This window comes from Colwellia sp. 12G3 (assembly GCF_002836775.1).
In the GTDB taxonomy this organism is placed as follows: Bacteria; Pseudomonadota; Gammaproteobacteria; order Enterobacterales; family Alteromonadaceae; genus Colwellia.
Window position 1 is genome coordinate 16,540 of sequence record NZ_PJAQ01000004.1, and the last position, 19,224, is coordinate 35,763.

The 19,224-nt window shown below is 38.3% G+C and carries 10 protein-coding genes; all 10 read right to left on the reverse strand.

Annotated elements, in window-relative coordinates:
* Window positions 1-6: 6 nt before the first annotated feature.
* The 10 genes from CXF71_RS01335 to CXF71_RS01380 all read right to left on the reverse strand — a co-directional run bounded on the left by CXF71_RS01335 (window position 7) and on the right by CXF71_RS01380 (window position 19,218).
* Window positions 7-2,244 (reverse strand): tetratricopeptide repeat protein, encoded by a 2,238-nt coding sequence (locus CXF71_RS01335; RefSeq protein WP_101231197.1) that lies wholly within the window; start codon window positions 2,242-2,244, stop codon window positions 7-9.
* 32 nt (window positions 2,245-2,276) lie between these two features.
* Window positions 2,277-3,110, reverse strand: coding sequence for a DUF4097 family beta strand repeat-containing protein (locus CXF71_RS01340; protein WP_101231198.1), 834 nt, complete (start codon window positions 3,108-3,110; stop codon window positions 2,277-2,279).
* Window positions 3,111-3,281: 171 nt separating this feature from the next.
* A complete protein-coding gene (locus CXF71_RS01345; RefSeq protein WP_101231199.1) occupies window positions 3,282-4,679 on the reverse strand; it encodes a GAF domain-containing sensor histidine kinase in 1,398 nt (465 codons plus the stop codon).
* Between the two features lie 3 nt (window positions 4,680-4,682).
* The gene (locus CXF71_RS01350) at window positions 4,683-6,227 is read right to left on the reverse strand and encodes an HD domain-containing phosphohydrolase (RefSeq protein ID WP_101231200.1); all 1,545 of its coding nucleotides are present in this window, start codon (window positions 6,225-6,227) and stop codon (window positions 4,683-4,685) included.
* Between the two features lie 146 nt (window positions 6,228-6,373).
* Window positions 6,374-9,361 carry a UvrD-helicase domain-containing protein gene (locus CXF71_RS01355; protein WP_101231201.1) on the reverse strand — a complete coding sequence of 996 codons (2,988 nt, stop codon included), beginning with the start codon at window positions 9,359-9,361 and terminating at the stop codon, window positions 6,374-6,376.
* Between the two features lie 258 nt (window positions 9,362-9,619).
* Entirely contained in the window at window positions 9,620-11,200 is a 1,581-nt protein-coding gene (locus CXF71_RS01360) for a glycogen synthase (protein ID WP_101231202.1), read from the reverse strand.
* Between the two features lie 77 nt (window positions 11,201-11,277).
* Window positions 11,278-12,936, reverse strand: coding sequence for an alpha-D-glucose phosphate-specific phosphoglucomutase (locus tag CXF71_RS01365; protein WP_101231203.1), 1,659 nt, complete (start codon window positions 12,934-12,936; stop codon window positions 11,278-11,280).
* A 39-nt stretch (window positions 12,937-12,975) separates the two neighbouring features.
* A complete protein-coding gene (glgB, locus tag CXF71_RS01370) occupies window positions 12,976-15,219 on the reverse strand; it encodes a 1,4-alpha-glucan branching protein GlgB (RefSeq protein WP_101231204.1) in 2,244 nt (747 codons plus the stop codon).
* A gap of 171 nt (window positions 15,220-15,390) precedes the next feature.
* The gene (gene glgC, locus CXF71_RS01375; RefSeq protein WP_101231205.1) at window positions 15,391-16,662 is read right to left on the reverse strand and encodes a glucose-1-phosphate adenylyltransferase; all 1,272 of its coding nucleotides are present in this window, start codon (window positions 16,660-16,662) and stop codon (window positions 15,391-15,393) included.
* Window positions 16,663-16,755: 93 nt separating this feature from the next.
* Window positions 16,756-19,218, reverse strand: coding sequence for a glycogen/starch/alpha-glucan phosphorylase (locus CXF71_RS01380; protein WP_101231206.1), 2,463 nt, complete (start codon window positions 19,216-19,218; stop codon window positions 16,756-16,758).
* Between the last annotated feature and the right edge of the window lie 6 nt (window positions 19,219-19,224).

The following is a 19,224-nucleotide window of genomic DNA, read 5'->3' on the forward strand; positions in this document are numbered from 1 at the left end:
TTCTTTCTAAAAAGTGTCACTATCGGCTAGTAAGAATGTATTATCACCATCAGCCCGGGCCCTCATGGTAGCAAGTCGAGCTTTTATGCCCCCCATCATTTGTCCAAACTGCTGTTCTTTATTCATTTGCGCTAGAATAGGTTCTAAATCAGCTTGCCATACTTTAATCCAACCCGCATCTATAGCACCCTGAAAATATTGATATGTTTCACTTGTCTTGTTTTGCAAAGCATTAATTAAGGCCATATTATAATAATAAGAGGGCTCATTAGCTTTTTTGCTTTTAGCTTTGTCTAAAAATTCAGTAAAACCATTAATAATCGTGGTTGCCTGTTCAAGCTCTTCTATCTGTATATAGGCATAAGCTAAATGAAGTGCAGACTGCCCTTCCGATAAGTAATAAAAAGAGTCATTGTTCATCGACTTGTCACTACGAAGTCGTTCAAAAGCAGTAATAGCCTGAGTATATTTCCCCTGATAAAAGGCAATTTCACCTTCAATATAATTGTTCATCCCTGCCTTTTCACCGGTGAACTTAATGTTTTTCAATAAAGTAAGCGCTGCATTTATATCCCCCTGAGTCGCGTAAAATCGTGCTTTCATAAAGTTGATATCTTCTACTGAAAATTGAGATTCTTTTTTACCCGCATAATCAAACCATTGCTGTGTTTTTTCAACTTTCCCCATGTCCATATTAGCAATCAATAAGCCCCTTATTGCTTCCTTATTTATCGGGTCAACATCAAGCGCTCTTTCATACATGCTGATTGATTCATCAAGTCTGCCGCGTGTTGATAAAATATCGCCTACTAAGTTATAAGCTCCAGGATAATAGGGGTCATTACTTATAATTTGTGAAAATATGTCCATCGCTTTTTTTTCAGATCCTTCTTGGTAATAACACCAGGCCACATTGTATGCTGCGACTGGAGATTTAGGGTCTAACACATATGCCTGTTCAAATAGTTTATGTGCGCCATCAATATCACCATTACTTTGCAGTAAAGCGCCGTACCACATATAAGTCATTGCGTAGTTAGGGTTAATACTTATCGCTGTTTTAAATGATTGTTCAGCTTTTTCCGCATCGCTTTCTGTTAACATTAATCCTTGAGTCGCATGTGCAGCAGCCAAGTTAGGATTCAATTGAAAAGCAGTATCAAGCGCATCTTTCGCCGCAATATTGGCTTCGTTACCCGGCAAGTTACCATAGAGGGCAAGCAAAATATTGGCATTAGCAATACCAACAAATGCTCGAGCATAGCCAGCATCAAACATCACAGCATCCTGAAAATGCTGTAAAGCTTTATTAATAGAGGGTGCCGTTCGATGTGCTAACTCTTGTTGACCTTTACCAAAGGCAACCATGGCATCAACATTATTAGTTTCTACGACATATTCGAATGTACTGTTTTTACCAAGCAAAGTGACTTTCATTTTATCGACTACGGCTCTAGCAATATCGTCTTGTATTTGAAAAATATCACGGTACTCTCGATCATACGTTTCTGACCAAAGATGTTCACCGGTACTCACCTTAATCAACTGGGCTGTCACTCGAATCTTATTCGTTGTGTCGTTTTTTCTAATACTGCCTTCAAGAATGGTATCTACTCCTAACTCTCTCCCTATTTCTACAATAGTTTTATTAGAAACACCTTTATAAGCAAAGGAAGACGTTCTAGCAGCAACTTGTAAATCGGGGATTTTAGCGAGTAAGTTTAATAACTCTTCGACCATACCATCAGCAAAAAATTCGTCTTCGGGATCATTACTAAACGGCACAAAAGGTAAAATGGCAATGGATTCTTTTTTGTTAATCGATAATGATTTTTGAGCAATAGGTAGTTGTTCACTAGACACGACCGATGTCTGTTGTAATGTTTGTGGGTTTTGCCCTTCTAACCAGAGTTGACAAGCCAAAGTAACAACAACCGCCAAAGCGAGTGAGCCTGCAACCGACAAGGTTGTTTGGATATTCGCTTGTGGTGTACTATCTGATGCGCCACCACTTTTAACTCTTACAATGCCTTTAGCCGTGAAGTTATATAACCAAGCAAAAATTAAGGAAACGGGGAAACCGACTAAAAACACTTGTAATAAGGTTGTCATCACAGAGTCGGGTAGTCCTAATGCAGGCACCGCTAAGTCAGCTATTTGAATTAATGGCCAAGCAGACACCGCATATATGGTGGCAACTTTGAATACTTGTCGGTGCCTTAATTGTGCTAAGAAACTATCCAATTATTTTCTCCACGGTCTTGTTAAGCACTAATTTATTCATGAGTTATTTTTGCTATAGAAACTGAGCCATTAATAGTATTCATACTTAATTTTCCAGAGCCCTCACCTGAAATAAAATTAAGTGTTTTCTTATGTAAATTACCATCTATAGGTAAGTCAGTAGTAAGTTGGTTTTTAATTTCTCCACCAAATTGACTAACCACCTCACACTCTGCATTTAGCTCACCGGCGACTTTATAGAACATGTCTCCACTGACACTAGACAGTTTTAGCTGCGCTTGATTTTTAACTGGACCGCTGATGCGAGTATCACCTGATATATTTTTGATTATTAATTTATCTGTACCACTAATCTCTGCGGTGATATCGCCTGACACAGACTTTAGAAATACCTGTTCAAAATCACCTGAAAAAACAATCTTACCGCTAACCGATTCTATTTTAGTCAAACCGGAAGACTCAACGAGTGTCACATCTCCGCTGACGACAGACAGCTTGATTTTCCCGTGTGATTTTTTTACCACTAAGTTACCACTAATGGATTTACCTTCAATATGGCTATCTAACTGAGTAATATTAAAGGAAGTATCAACCCCTTTGAAACGTAACTTTAATTTCTGTGGCATGAATATACTGAGTACACTGGAGTCCCCCCAATGCTGTTGTCGTTGGGTATCAATTTTGATCAAGGTTTTGTCTTTTTTAGTTTCAAATATTAACTTATTAGTCGTATCGTCTAGTTCACCTTGAACCATGACCTCCTGTTTATCCCATCCTTGTATTTTGACAAGTCCGCGAGGTATTTCTACAAAAACGATCCCCTTATCTTCAACCGATAATGACTGGTTAATTTTCTCCCCTGCCATGCAAGCACCCGAAAAGGTAATAATCAGAATGAAGCTGAATTGACTAAAAATTTGATTCAAAAAGTGAGACCTCGTTTAATGCCAGATGAGTTTATCTATTGGAAACTATAAAATAAGTATACCTAAATTTTAAAAAATGATTATTATTAAATCGTTAGACGATGTTTCAGACTACAAAGATTGAATTGGAATCGACATATTATAGCGCAGACCTTTATTAGGCTCACTTTGAACAGTGATCTTTCCATTTAAGGTCGAGGTCACTAAGTTATAAATGAGATGAGTACCTAAACCGCTGCCGCCACTACCTCTTTTTGTAGTATAAAATGGTTCAAATAACATTTTTATTTCATCCTCATTTAATCCCTTGCCATTGTCTTGATAACAAATAACAAAACAATCATTTTCTTTCACAATAGTAATTTGTATGCAGCCTTTATCGTTATTATTTAACCCATGAATAATCGAGTTATTGATCATATTGGTGAGTACTTGAGAAATAGCGCCCGGTATCGTTTTCACTACTAAATTATCAGGACATTGTACAATAACTTCATGAGGCAACTTTTTTAAAATAGGACGCAACGAAAGCAATATTTCATCAATATATTCCTTCATGTTTATTTCACGTGATGCTTCGGAAGATTGGTCAACGGCTATCTCTTTAAAACTATTAATTAGTTTTGCCGCTCTTAGCGTATTTGATTCGATTATGGTGCAAGCTTCATCTACATCCTCAAAAAAGTAATCTAAATGTTTATCGGATGCCGTATTATTTGTTATGTTCTTTTTCAACGTTTTATATTGGTGATGTAAGTTAGTTATCGCTGTGACGCATATGCCTATAGGCGTATTGATTTCATGAGCAATACCCGCAACTAAATTACCAAGGGAAGCCATTTTTTCTTTTTGCACAAGCTCATCTTGCGTATCGTTGAGCTTTTTCATCATACTTTCTAACACTACGTTTTGTTTTTTAATCAGTTTCAAGCCACTTTCAAGGGATTCTTTATCTTCTATTTCTTTATTTATAAACTTTCGTTGCTGAAGCACAATCGCTAAGTTTGAAGCGACAAACGAAAGTAATTGCAGATCATTTTCTTCATACATATGATTACTTGAATAACTTTGTATGATAATTATTCCCATGATGCCTTCATCGTTAGAAATAGGTGCACCCATCCAACTTTCACTTAACGAACCGATAATATGGGAAATTTTTCCTTTAGCTTTTAATTCTTCCTGCTCTGCACTGGTAAAAAGGCAAGGTGTATTTTTACTAATGACATATGAAGAAAGACCTTCTCCAATCGGCATACTTGTACCGATAATTACGCTATCTTTTTCATCGACAAAGTAATCAAAAACAATTAATTCGTCACTTGGTTCGTATAAAAATATGGCTATATTTTTTACATAGATTATTTCAGCAATTATCTCATGAATTTTTTCATAAATTTGAGTAAGAGTTAATTTAGACAACACTAGTGAAGATATCTTCAATAAAGCATTTATAACATTGAGATGGCTCTTATTAGCGCTTGTGGTGGGGCTGTTATTAATATTCATTAATTACAAACAGTCACTTTTTGTTAGCTCATTATTTATTTGAACTATGTCATCAAGCCTGTTCATTAGAGCTGTTACTACATCAGGATCAAAATGTTTATTTGTTTCCTCTTTCAATAGTTTCAAAATATCTTCTAAAGCCCAAGGTTCTTTGTAACAACGTTTATGAATTAATGCATCAAACACGTCTGCAACCGCTACTATTCTTGCGAATATATGAATTTCATCGCCTTTTAATGCTGCCGGATAACCCGTTCCATCATATTTTTCATGATGTTGCTGCGCAATTACCGCCGCCGCCTTTAATATCGGTCTATCCGAGCCCGCTAAGATATCAAATCCCAACTCTGCATGTTGCTTCATAATGGCCATTTCTTCGTCAGATAATCTACCTGGCTTTAAAAGTATGCTATCGGGTATCGATATTTTACCGACATCATGCATTGGGGTGGCTTGCTTTAAAATTTCGCAGTCACTCTCTGGTAAATTTAATTCCTTCGCTAAAACAAAACAAAATTCTGACATACGTTTAATATGGTTACCCGCTTCTTTTGAACGAGACTCCACCGCATTACCTAATCGGTTTATTAAGTCTTCTTGAGTTTTTATTATTTCTTCATTCAACAATAAATTATCAAAGGCAATGCCTATGCTATTTGAAAATAAATTGAGCAATTGAATATTAACATCTGTTAACTGCTCAATTTGATTACCCTTTAAATACAGTAAACTTTCTTGATCGCTCTTTGACGGGAAATAGGCAACATAGTGTTCACCTTCATAGACACTACCTTTTATTTTTCTTGATTCATCCAATAACTCAATGGCTTTGGCTTCTAACCCATTTTCTAATGAAATATTGCCGCACTCAGCAATGATTTGATAATCGTTCGCATAACAAATTGTTCCTGCCCCATCTACCGGTTTTATTAGGGCTCCTTTTTGATCTACATGAATTAAGGAAACAACTTGCTGTAATAATCCATTAAAGAAATGTTTTAAGGTTTTCTTTTCAAGTAAATCCGTGGTCGATTCAATAACCTGCTGCAATCCTAATCGATAAGCCCTTTCGTAAGTTCTAGATTGGTCTATTTTAATCAAATCTCGATAAGCTCTTATAGCGGTAACCACTGTAGTAAATAGCTTGGTTCGGTCTAGCTCAGTTTTTTGTTTATAGTCATTAATATCGTAATTCATAATAACTTCTTCTTCAGGTGCCTGCCCTGGCTGTCCTGTTCTGAGTATAATCCGAGTAAAAGTATTTTTATTTTCTTCTCGTAGCCATTTAGCAACTCTCAGCCCAGCATCATCAGTTTCCATAACAACATCAAGAAAGATTAATGCTATATCATCATTTTCTTCAAGCACTTGCATTGCTTCAATTGAATTGAAGGCACTTAAAAACTCTACACCTCGCTCTTCTAATTCGAAGCGTTTTAGCGCCATTTTTGTTACGGTATGAATGTCTATCTCATCATCAACAATGAGTATTCGCCATGGTTTCAACTGTGGTTGAGCTTCATCACTTTTAAGCAAACTAAAAGGCATATTCATAACACTAAATAATTGGGGTTATATATTTATATTAGCTCGAAATATTTATAAGTAAAAAAACTGCAGAAATAAAACTTAACACCATGAATAGTAATATTTATTTAAAGCGATACTGATGTACTTAATATCGGATTTATAAATCAGTTCACTTGCTCTGGCCAGTTTACTTTAGCGTTATCTAAGCCATTTTTACAACTCATTGGCTCATTGCCTTTATAATTTTGACATCCCCAAAACTCACCCTTTTTACTTGAACGCAAAATCATGTCGGCATCACATTGACTACAAGTTGGTATCACATTTTCACATAAATCATTTAAACAAATTTTAAAACCTGGAAAGCGCTTTCGTGTCATTGGACTTTCACAATTTGCACAAGACTTTTCTTTATGCTCACAACGAGGGAAATGGGTACAGGCATAAAAAGCACCAAAGCGGCCAGTTTTTTTCTTCAATGTGCCCGTTTCACAAACCAAGCAATTTATTTCATTTATGAATAATTGACTTGTTGTAGTGTCAAATTCATTCAATTCAATGTGATGCTCATCCACAAGCTCCTTAACAAAGCAACTGGCCTCTATCATATCGGCAATCAAATAAACTCTATCTTTAGCTCGAGTGAGTGCCACATAAAATAATCGTCGCTCTTCCGCATATTCAAAGGCTTCTTTTTTTGCGAGTAGCGCATCGAGTAATGTTGAGGCAACTTGTTCTGAGGGAAAACCATGAACGCCTTTTTTCAGCCCTAAAATGATCACATAATCAGCCTCTTTGCCTTTTGATGCATGAAAAGACTGGGCCTCGATAGTTAACAATGGGTATTGGTTATTCAACCTATTAAGGTCAACGTTGTTAGGTAAGAGAAACCAAAAACGCGCTAATACATAAACGTTTACCGGCTTAGCTACTTGAGCTGAAATAGCAGCTAAAACGTCATCAAGTGCACCATTTCCCATCTCATCGATAATCGTTGCTTTTTGTGACTTCGCTAGATTACTCTCTCGTTTAAGAAGAGAAATAGCAGGCGCGTTAACTTGCTTTAACGATTTAATGGTTTTATTAATTTGTGCCGGATTTTTACTAATGAAATTGGTTGCGACTTTACCTATTTGATTATTGAATCGAAAAGTCTGGTCTAATTCTGATTGAGTCGTTGCGCCAAAATAACTGGAGAATTCAGTTGTTAGGGTGAAATCCGCGCCGCTGAATCGATAAATAGCCTGCCAGTCATCGCCGACAGCAAACACCGAACATTCTTTATTATTGTCACGTAACGCTTTGACTAAACGCGCGCGCGGCTCTGATATATCTTGAAATTCATCGACCATAATATAACGCCATGGGGATTGAAACTTCCCCGTTTGTACGTAGCTTAATGCCTTATTAATCATATCTTCAAAATCAATTTCAGCGTGACTGGTTAAGCGTTGTTCATAAGCAACTAGAATAGGTTTAAGTAATGCTAGCACTTTTTCTGTCTGTGCTGGATGCTCCGAATTAGCGATGAGTTTATCTTTTAAAATGTTGTCTAACTCCCCCTCTAAACAGGCAGACTTATAAAGTCCAACTAACTGACAAATAGTTTGTCCAAGATCCGTTATTCTGCCACTTTTATTTAGCGTTGAGAGTATTAACTCGCTAGGTATTAACGCTATAGGAAAACGTTCGGCCGGTAATAAGTTTAATTGCGATTGTCGCTCAATCAGTGATGCCATTAAGGCGCTAAGTAGCTTGCCTTCTTTATGCTGAGCAAAGCTAAATTCAAGACATTTTGTCTCAAACTTTTTATGGGTGTCTCGTTTCCAATGAATACTCTCGTGGTAAGCATCGTTATCAATATAATCGGCGGTACCTCCGTTCTCGTCTATCGCGTAATACTCAAGATAAATATTTAGCGCTGGAAGGAAAAAATTAGGCTGATATTGTTTACGATCTAGCGTTTTCACCCCATAAGCGTAGTTAGTTTGATAATGATATTCTATACCGTGAGAGAACAATCTATTGGCAATATGCAGCTCTGCAAAGCTGTTAACTCTGTCGCCTTTAAAGGTGCGGATATTATTATCATTAAAGTACTGATAGCAATCTCCAAGACTTTTAAAATCAAAACAACTTCGCTCAACGTAAAAGTACTTAACGAAATACTCAAGGGTCAGTTCACAATATTGAGCATCTTCGCTAATGCGCTTTTCAAAATAACGTTGAATCCATTTCGATTTTGCTTTTTCATCTTGTGAAAATACCGATAAATTGGGTCTTTTACCTTCAACCTGAGTGATAATACTCAGCCCTAAACTATGAAAAGTAGTCGCGCTAATTTTATCAGTTGATAACTTATCTTTTATTCTTTCATCCATTTCATCAGCCGCTTTACGACCATAAGCGAGCAGTAATATTTGCTCACTTTCGGCCTGTCGACTATTTAATAAATACCCTGCACGACCAACCATCACACTGGTTTTGCCTGTGCCAGCACCAGCTAGCAATAGATTATTATCATTATCGATAATACAAGCCCTGCGCTGGCGATGTGTCAAAGGGTTTGACTCAACATTATCAAAAAAGGCTTTATGCGCTTGTAGTTGTTTATTGATATAGCTTTCACGACAATCAGCTATGCCCTGCGCTTGCCAATGCTGGTAATACGAAAGCCATTGCAGTTTTTTGGCAATTGTTGCCTGATTTTTACTACTCGATTTACTTAACTTGCTTAACTTGCTTAAGCTAAACCACGGGAACCAGCGCTGCCACTCTTGATTTACCGCTAATTGAATAGGTTCAATACTCGATTGACGTAAATAGCGATTAGTGGTGATTTTTACTATGGTTGCTAATAATGTTTCAACACGCTTAATACTGGCCGATGCCCAAAGTAGTTCACAATTACTTTTTTGTATGCGTTTTGAGTTATACGCCAACATGGTAAAAACATAGTTTTTATTGGCTGTTTTAAATGAAAGGATTTGTCCAAAGAAGCTAAGATGAAATTGTGGCGGAGCCAGTAGCTCTTCCCATTGAAACTTGATCAAGCGATCTTTAACTTCAATAGTTATGCCACTGTCACTGATTTCTATTACTGTAGATATTCCAATAAACCGACCAAAAATACTTGAAGAGATACATTTCATGTACAACAAAAACCCACATAGGAAAAATAAACAAACTCGAGAATGATTATTCTACCATTAGTGTTGTATCTAGGTAAAAATGAAGTGACACACTTATGTCGCTATTATATTAATCCTTGTAATTAGTCCTAGTAATTAATTATCAGATAGCGCCATTAGCTTGCATTAAGTTATGATTCAGTACGCATTGATGCATAAAAAAATAAGCAACAAAATATTGTACTGAACAAGCAAGATCAAAGTTTGGGAGAAGTTAGCTTATTTACTCCCACCATATAAAAATTTAAGATAATCTTGTGCTACGTCTTGCCATAAGAACCTTGTGGCAAGCGCATTGCTGGAAATTTCGTCCCATGCTTTGCTATCTTTATGTTTCTGACTGAGCAGCAAGTGAAAACAACTAAGCATGTTTTCAGCTTGTTGTAACGGATTGCCACCACTAAAAGTAAAGCCATTTTGATTATCAATAATAGTGTCACTTAAACCACCGACACTGTGAGCTAAGCATGGCTGTCCTGCTCGCATTGCTAACATTTGACTAATACCACATGGCTCGAAAGAACTTGGCATTAAAAAGAGATCACCTGAGCTATACATACTTTCTGATAAGGCTTCAGAGTAACCTTTAAGAAATATAAAATTAGTATGTGTTGATGCAATCTCTGATAAAAAGTTTTCTAATTTTTTGTCACCGCTGCCTAATAAAATAAACACGCCATCATCACCCAACGTATTTAACAATTGTGCTAAAGCAGTTTCACCGTTTTGCATGACTTGTTGAAAAAGTCTTACTTTTTGGTCGGTAATACGCCCTACTGACGTTAAGACTAAAGGGGTCTTTTTATACTTTTTCACAGACAGCTGTTTTAATCGTGTTAAGGCGATTAAATGGGCGTTATCAACCAAAGGTTTATCTGCCAACCATTTCATCACTTCGTTTTCAGACAGTGTCATTAACTCTTTCAAGTTGAGACGAGCATTCACCTGTGCATCAACATTTTCAGGATACTCACAACCATTTAATATGCCGTGTAAGCGCTGAGAATCAGCAGCATGACGTAAATCATTTTCTAATCCTTCTCCGCCAAAATATCCTTGTTCAGGCATGCTAGGTGATAATATTTCTTTTGCGTAAGTAGGTGAAACGGCATGCACTTTATCTGATAAGTTAATACCTGAGCGCATAGGATTAAAGCAATGATGATAACGGGGATCATTAATTTGGTTTTGATCAAACGCTAAATGCGGAAACCAAGCCTTTAACGACGATTCATCACCATCAATGGGTCTAATACCTTGCAACGCTAAATTATGAATGGTGTAGACGGTTTTTATCGCTTGCAATGCTTGGTATTGGGGATCATAGGCGCGCAGTAGTGACACCATAGCGGTATGCCAATCGTGTAGATGTAACACGTCAATTTTCCCAAAAACATCACTAACAATAGCTTTAGCGACGGATACACTAAATAAAGCAAACTTAGTGGCATCAGATGCAAAGGGTCTATTATCAGGGTCATCACAATAGATACTACCTTCACCACCTATTGCAAACAAAGGGTGTTCTATCACCCATTGAGTCACTAGATTAGTCGCTTTCTTAGCCGGAACTTTGAAAATTTCAATGGTTTGCTCTTGGCCACCAAACATCACTTGCAATGAAGTAATATGTTCAGCGCCTGAAAGCTTAGAAAAACGGCCATAGCCTGGCATAACCACATCAACCTGTTGACCAATGTTGGCTAAAGCGATCGGGATATCTCTTACAACATCACCAATACCGCCAACTTTACCACCAGGTAAAGCATCATTTTCTGCAGCAGCCATTAATATTTTCATTTTATCCCTTTCGCTATTTTCAAAAATTTATTAATTATTATCTTAATATAAGATAGTTAATTATCATTCTATAATCATTAGGTGATCACGTCAGGCTTTTCTCTGCCAGTAAAGCGTTTAATACCTGCCAAGGTATCAGCCACTTGAATTAATTCGCTTAACGCTTCTTGGGTATCTTGCTCAAATAAATCAGGGTTATTTTGGTAACAATCAAGATAAACCCTTAACGTTGCGCCTTGTGTACCAGTACCTGAAAGCCTAAAGACAATGCGCCCACCATTGTTTAAGTAAACTCGAACGCCTTGCTCGGTAGTTTTACTGTTATCAACGGGATCAATATATTGAAAATCATCCGCAGATTCTATGGTAAGTCCTGCACTTTGACTACCCGAAAAAATCTGACCTGGTAATGAAGGTATTTTTTCTTTTAATTGGCGGATCATCTCTTGTGCGTCACCACTGTCTACTGCTTCGTAATCATGACGGGTAAAGTAATCACGGCCATACTTGGCCCAATGATTTCTGACAATATTACTGACTGGCTGTTTTTTTACGGCAATTAAGTTAAGCCAAAATAATACTGCCCATAAACCATCTTTTTCTCTGACATGATCAGAGCCAGTTCCAAAACTTTCTTCACCACAGAGGGTTATTTTTCCCGCATCTAATAAATTACCAAAAAACTTCCAGCCAGTCGGTGTTTCATAACACGGTATGTTCATTGCTGTCGCCACCCGATCTACCGCTCTACTTGTCGGCATTGAACGCGCAACGCCTGAAATTCCCTTTGAATAAGCGGGAATACAATCAGCATTAGCCGTTAATATTGCTAAACTATCACAAGGGTTTATGTAAAAGTTTTTGCCTAACACCATATTTCGATCGCCATCACCGTCTGAAGCGGCACCAAAATCAAGGGCATCCTCTCCGTGTAATAAATTAACGAGTTCATGGGCATGGACTAAATTGGGGTCTGGATGTCCACCACCAAAATCGGTTAATGGTACCCCATTAATGACCGTACCTGCAGGCGCGCCTAGACGGCGTTCGAGGATCTCTTTTGCATAAGGGCCGTTAACCGCATGCATCGCATCAAAACATAATTGAAAATCACCTTGTTTGAACAGGCTCTTCATTGCATCAAAGTCAAACATTGATTCCATCAAATCAGCATAATCAATGACGGGATCAATAATCTCAATTTGGGTCTGCGCTATCTGCAAGGTGCCTAATTGGTCAAGTTCAACATCTTCTGCATCAATGGTTTGATAGTGCGTAATAGACAATGTTTGCTGGAAAATTTCATCCGTCAATTTTTCAGGGGCTGGACCGCCATTTTCACCATTAAATTTAATACCGAAATCTTCATCCGGTCCACCTGGATTATGGCTTGCCGATAAAATAATACCACCACAAGTTTGATGTTTTCTGATCACACAAGAAGCCGCTGGTGTCGATAAAATCCCGCCCTTACCCACTAATATGTGAGAAAAACCGTTGGCGATTGCCATTCTAATGATTACTTGTATCGCTTCGCGATTATAAAAACGTCCATCGCCACCTAACACCAACGATTTACCAGCACAGGGAGCAATGGTGTTAAAAACAGCTTGAACAAAGTTTTCTAAATAGCCCACTTGTTGAAATTGGGTGACTTTTTTACGTAAACCAGAAGTACCCGGTTTTTGATCATCAAATGCTTGGGTTGTCACTTCTTTAGTTGTAATGTTTTTCATCATTTATCCTTAAAAATAATTATTATTTATAGCCAATAATTAGTCATTATCCTGCCATTCAAAAATCATGGTCGCTAGTGGTGGAATAGCTAACGACAGTTGATTAGGCTGACCCGCATAAGCCTTATTTTGTGAGCTAACACCACCGCCATTACCAACATTACTACCGCCATACTTGACGCTGTCAGTATTTAAACACTCTCGGTAATAACCAGACAAAGGCACGCCAACACAATAATTATCGTAACTGGTCGGCGTAAGATTAACGACAACTAAAGCTGGAGCAGTGCCTGCTCGTCCTTTGCGTAAATAGATTAAAATGGATTGTTCGCTATTTTGTGAGTCTAACCACTCAAAACCGGTGCTGTCACAGTCCATTTCATACAAAGCCGGAATGTTACGATAAGTATGATTAAGATCTTTTATCAAGTCTTGAACACCTTTATGGCTATCGCTTTCGAGTAAATGCCAATCTAAACTTTGATCGTGATTCCACTCATTACGTTGAGCAAATTCACAGCCCATAAAGAGTAATTTTTTACCGGGATGCGTCCACATAAAACCGTAATACGCGCGTAAGTTAGCAAATTTTTGCCAATCATCGCCCGGCATTTTATTAAGCATTGAACCTTTACCATGCACAACTTCATCATGACTGATGGGTAAAACAAAATTTTCACTAAAGCTATATACCAAGCCGAATGTCATTTCGTTGTGATGGTGTTGACGATAAATAGGATCGCGCTCCATATATTTTAAGGTATCATTCATCCAGCCCATGTTCCATTTGAAGCCAAACCCTAAACCTCCGCTATCTACCGGTTTCGAAACCCCCGGCCAAGCAGTTGATTCTTCTGCAATCATCATCACACCCGGATGTTTTAAATAGGCACGGGTATTAACTTGCTGCAATAATTCGATAGCCTCTAAATTTTCTCTTCCGCCGTGAATATTAGGAAGCCACTCCCCTGCTTCTCGGCTGTAATCTAAGTACAACATTGAGGCAACGGCATCAACACGTAAGCCATCAATATGGAATTGATCTAGCCAGTAAATGGCATTACTGATCAAATAACTTTTTACTTCTGCACGGCCATAGTTGTAAATGAGTGTTTGCCAATCTGGGTGAAAGCCTTTGCGTAAATCTTCGTGTTCATACAAACATGAGCCGTCAAATTTTCCGGTGCCATGTTCATCGGTAGGAAAATGTCCTGGGACCCAATCTAGCAATAAGCCAAGGCCCGCTTTATGGCAACAATCAACAAAATATTTAAAATCTTCGCTGCTGCCAAAGCGTGCAGTAGGCGCAAACAAACCTATTGGTTGATAACCCCACGAGCCGTCAAAAGGGTATTCACTGACTGGCATAAGTTGAAGATGGGTAAAGCCCATGGCTACCGTATACGGTATCAATTGCTCAGCCAATTCACGGTAAGTTAAATAGCTAGGTGAATGTTCTGTAGCAGAGTAGTCCTCACCGTTTCTTTTCCATGAGCCTAAATGCACTTCGTAAATAGACACCGCACCTTGATAATGATTTGATGAAGTAGCTCGTTCACTCATCCACTCGCCATCTTGCCATTGGTAACCACTGTTTTTAATAACCTTGGTCGCAGTTCCCGGGGATTTTTGCATTTCAAATGCGTACGGATCTGCTTTTAATGGTTGAATTTGTCCATGTTTATCAGCTATTTCATATTTATAACTCGCATTAGCAACAATGTTAGGAATAAAAATTTCCCAAACACCAGCCGCAGGGTGTTTGCGCATGACATGGCGTCTACCATCCCAAAAGTTAAAGTCACTCACTACCGATACACGCGTAGCATCGGGTGCCCATAAAACAAAATGAACGCCTTTAACATCATCGATTGCACGCTCGTGGGCGCCCATCCATTGGTAGGTTTGTTCGTGAGTACCTTCACAAAAAAGGTAAAGATCATCCTGATTTATCATGGATGGATATCGGTATGGGTCTTCTATAACGAGTATGTCGCTTTTATAAGAAACACGTAAACGATAGCTAAAAGCATTACGTCGACGTCCTAGTTTCCCTTCAAAAAGACCGGCTTGATTAACACAATTAAGTACTGCGACCGATTTATTAGTTTTGCTATCGATAACCTCGACGTTGAGTGCTTCGGGTAAAAAGGCTCGAACAACTAACCCACTCTCAGTTGGGTGCTTATGCATCCCCAATACCGAGAAAACATCTTGATGTTTCGCATGAATGATTGCTGAAACGTCTTCATTAGCTAACAAGCTTGTTGCTTGGTTATTCATTATATTTTCCTAGTATATCGTTCAAACGGCCTAGCACTTTTTAACAAATCGCTAATATAGCCATTGAAATAATATATGCCCTATTAAAGTGAATAAATACTGAGCTAAGCAGAGTAACTTCAACGGTGGTGAAATTATCTGCTAGCTAAATAGTTCTCATATTGTTAGCGCTTATTTATTTTTTGCTTCAAGGGCAGCGATCATACCCAGTGTGACTAAAACGACGCCTTTACTCGTAACCCTAAAACCATTGGCTCGGTCATTGTCATGATTTATACCAATTTCCATGCCTTCAGGAATAACACAACTTCGGTCAATGATGGCTTTTGTAATTTTACAGCCACGGTTGATAATTGCACCCGGTAATATTACCGATTCGTCAATGTCACAAAAAGAATTAACCCTGACTTTTGAAAATAACAATGAACGTTTCACCGTAGAACCCGAAACAACTACGCCACCAGATACCGTAGAATCAATCGCTATGCCACGTCGTTCTTCTTGGTCAAACACAAACTTTGCTGGTGCTGTTTGTTCCTGATAAGTCCAAATAGGCCAATTTTCATCGTACATATCAAGTTGCGGCTCGGGTTCAACCAATTCCATATTAGCTTCCCAGAACGAGTCTAACGTACCAACATCGCGCCAGTAAGGTTGCTTATCACTATCGGGATCTTTAAATGGAAAAGCAAAAACGCGATGAGATTTAATGATGCCAGGAATGATATCATTACCAAAATCACCACCTGAACCTTCTTTAGCTGCGTCTTTTTCTAATTGCTCAAACAGAAATTCAGTATTAAAAACATAATTTCCCATTGAAGCTAAAGTAACACCGGGTTTACCTGGTACTTCTGAGGGATTTTCTGGTTTTTCATCAAACCGGCAAACACGACTTTGTTCATCAACGGTCATAACACCAAAAGAACCCGCAGCTTCCTCAGTGGGTACTTCAATACAACAAACCGTCATATCAGCATCATTAGCAACATGTTTCGCCAGTAAAGGACCATAATCCATACGGTAAACATGATCACCCGATAAAATCATCACATATTTAGGTAATTCATGTCTGATGATATCGATGTTTTGAAAAACCGCATTCGCCGTACCCATATACCAACCTTCACCCTTTTGCTGTGATGCTGGCAATATTTCAATAGACTCGCCTAATTCTTTTTTGAAATGTCCCCAACCACGGTTTACATGACGTATAAGTGAGTGAGATTTATATTGGGTGGCAATACCTATCCGTCGGATGCCTGAGTTAATACAGTTTGATAAAGGAAAATCAATGATCCTAAACTTACCGCCAAAAAAAGTTGCCGGTTTTGCTCTTCTGTCCGTTAATTCAAATAATCGTGAACCTCGCCCACCCGCTAACACAAGTGCATAGGTATCTTTTGTTAAACTACTGATTCTTCTTTCTTCATACTTGGGCATAATGCCTCCTTTACAAATATTAATTATCGTACAATAAAACAACTTTTTTCTTCTTTACCCTGAGTTCAGGTTATTCAGCTTTACGTTATAAAACTAAAGTTTCCAGATCTCATCTCGATACTGTCTGATAGTGTGATCGCTTGAAAAAACACCGCTGGCCGCTGTGTTTAAAATACTCATTTTGGTCCACAAGTTTTGATCTTTATAGGCTTTATCAACGCTGCGTTGCGCGTTAAAATAACTATCAAAATCATACGCGGTTAACCACATATCATGGGGGTCACGAATAGTATTAATGATTGAATCAAAAATACCCGGTTCGAATAAATTAAAGTGACCACTTTCTAACAAGTGCATTACCGCTGATAACACCTCAGAATTAGCAATAATCTCATTAGGTTGGTAATTTTCAAGAATAGACGGAATTTCATCAGCTTGAGCACCGAATAGGAAAAAGTTTTCCGCTTCAACCGCCTCTCTAATCTCTATGTTTGCACCATCTAACGTACCTATAGTTAGCGCACCGTTCATCATAAACTTCATGTTTCCGGTACCAGATGCTTCTTTACCGGCTGTGGATATTTGCTCAGACAAATCAGTCGCTGGGCAAATAATTTCCATCGCCGAGACATTGTAATTAGGAATAAAAGCGACCTTGAGGTATTTAGACGCTTTGGGGTCTAAATTAATGGTGTCTGCTACATTATTAATTAATTTAATAATCTCTTTCGCCATCACATAGCCAGGAGCTGCCTTTCCGCCAATGAGCACACAGCGTGGTGTAATGTTAGCCGTATCACCTTTTCTAATTCGGTCGTATAAACCAATAACATGTAAAATATTAAGTAACTGACGTTTGTATTCATGAATACGTTTAACTTGCACATCAAACATCATATCAAGGTCAAACTTGACCCCAGTTGCGCGTTCAACAAAGTCCACTAAAACGGCTTTATTCGCTTTTTTACTGTCTCGCCATTGTTGTTGAAAAGCCTTTTCTTCAGCAAATTTACGCAATAAAGATACCTCTGAAAAATCAGCTACCCAGGTTTTACCGATTTTACTCGAGATGAGTTTAGCGAGACTTGTGTTGCAATGTGATAACCAACGACGAGGAGTAACACCATTTGTTTTATTATTGAATTTGTCAGGCCATAATTGATAAAAATCGTTAAATAGTCCTGCCTTTAACAGTTTGGTATGTAAGGCAGCAACACCATTAACAGAGTAACTTCCCACAATAGCTAAATGCGCCATTCTCACCTGTGGTTCATGTCCCTCTTCAATTAATGACAACGCTCGTTGTTTTTCAGAATCACCCGGCCAGGCGACGGCAACCTGGAGTAAAAAGCGTGCGTTTATTTCATAAATAATTTCTATAATACGCGGTAATAAATTTTCAAATAACCTAACAGGCCATTTCTCTAGCGCTTCGGGTAATAAGGTATGATTGGTATAAGCCATGGTTTGTGAGGTAATGTTCCACGCGTCATTCCATGCAATAGCATAATCATCCATTAGAATACGCATCAATTCAGCCACAGCGATGCTCGGGTGCGTGTCGTTTAATTGAAAACTATTGAGTTCAACAAACTTGTCGAAATCATTGCCCTCATTTTCAACGTAACTGTTGATGGTATCTTGCAAAGAGGCTGAAGATAAAAAATATTGTTGACGTAGGCGTAGTTCTTTACCATTTTCACTGCTGTCGTTTGGATACAACACCATAGTAATTTGTTCAGCGAGGTTTTTTCTCGCAACCGATTCGGTATAACTACCGGCGTTAAATTCATCAAGATCAAATTCATCTGTCGCTTCAGATTTCCATAATCTTAACGTATTAACGATACCATTTTGATAACCAGGGATCGGCATATCGTAGGGTACGGCAAGCACATCGTGGGTGTTATTCCATTGTCGGTATTGCTGGCCACTTCGCTTAGTAATTACGTCTACCTGACCAAAAAATTTAACTCTAATGGCTTTTTCCGGCGCGGCTATTTCCCAAGGATTACCATTACGTAACCAATTATCTGGGTGTTCAACTTGATTACCGTTTTTAATTTGTTGATTAAACATACCGTATTCGTAACGAATGCCATAACCAATAACAGGCAAAGACAAACTTGCACAGCTATCTAAAAAACATGCCGCTAAACGACCTAAACCACCGTTACCTAAGCCTGCGTCATGCTCTGATTGTTCAACATCTTCTAAATCACAGCAATAGCCTTTGAGCGCCTCACGAACAGTGTCATCTAAATCTAAATTCAAAATGGCATTATTAAGGGTTCGTCCCATTAAAAACTCTAACGAAATATAACCAACACGGCGTTGATGCCCTCTAGAGGCACGCGTTTTTCTCCATTGGTCAACTAAACGGTCACGAATGGTGATGGCAAGCGCGTTATAAAGATATAAATGAGATTCTTGCACTTTGTCACGACCCAATGAAAAATGGAAATGTCGTGCTAAATCTTCTACAAAGGTATCTTCATTCATTAAAACACTGTTATCAGATGTGGTGATTTCACAAAGGGGGTTTGGTTTATTCATTAATCG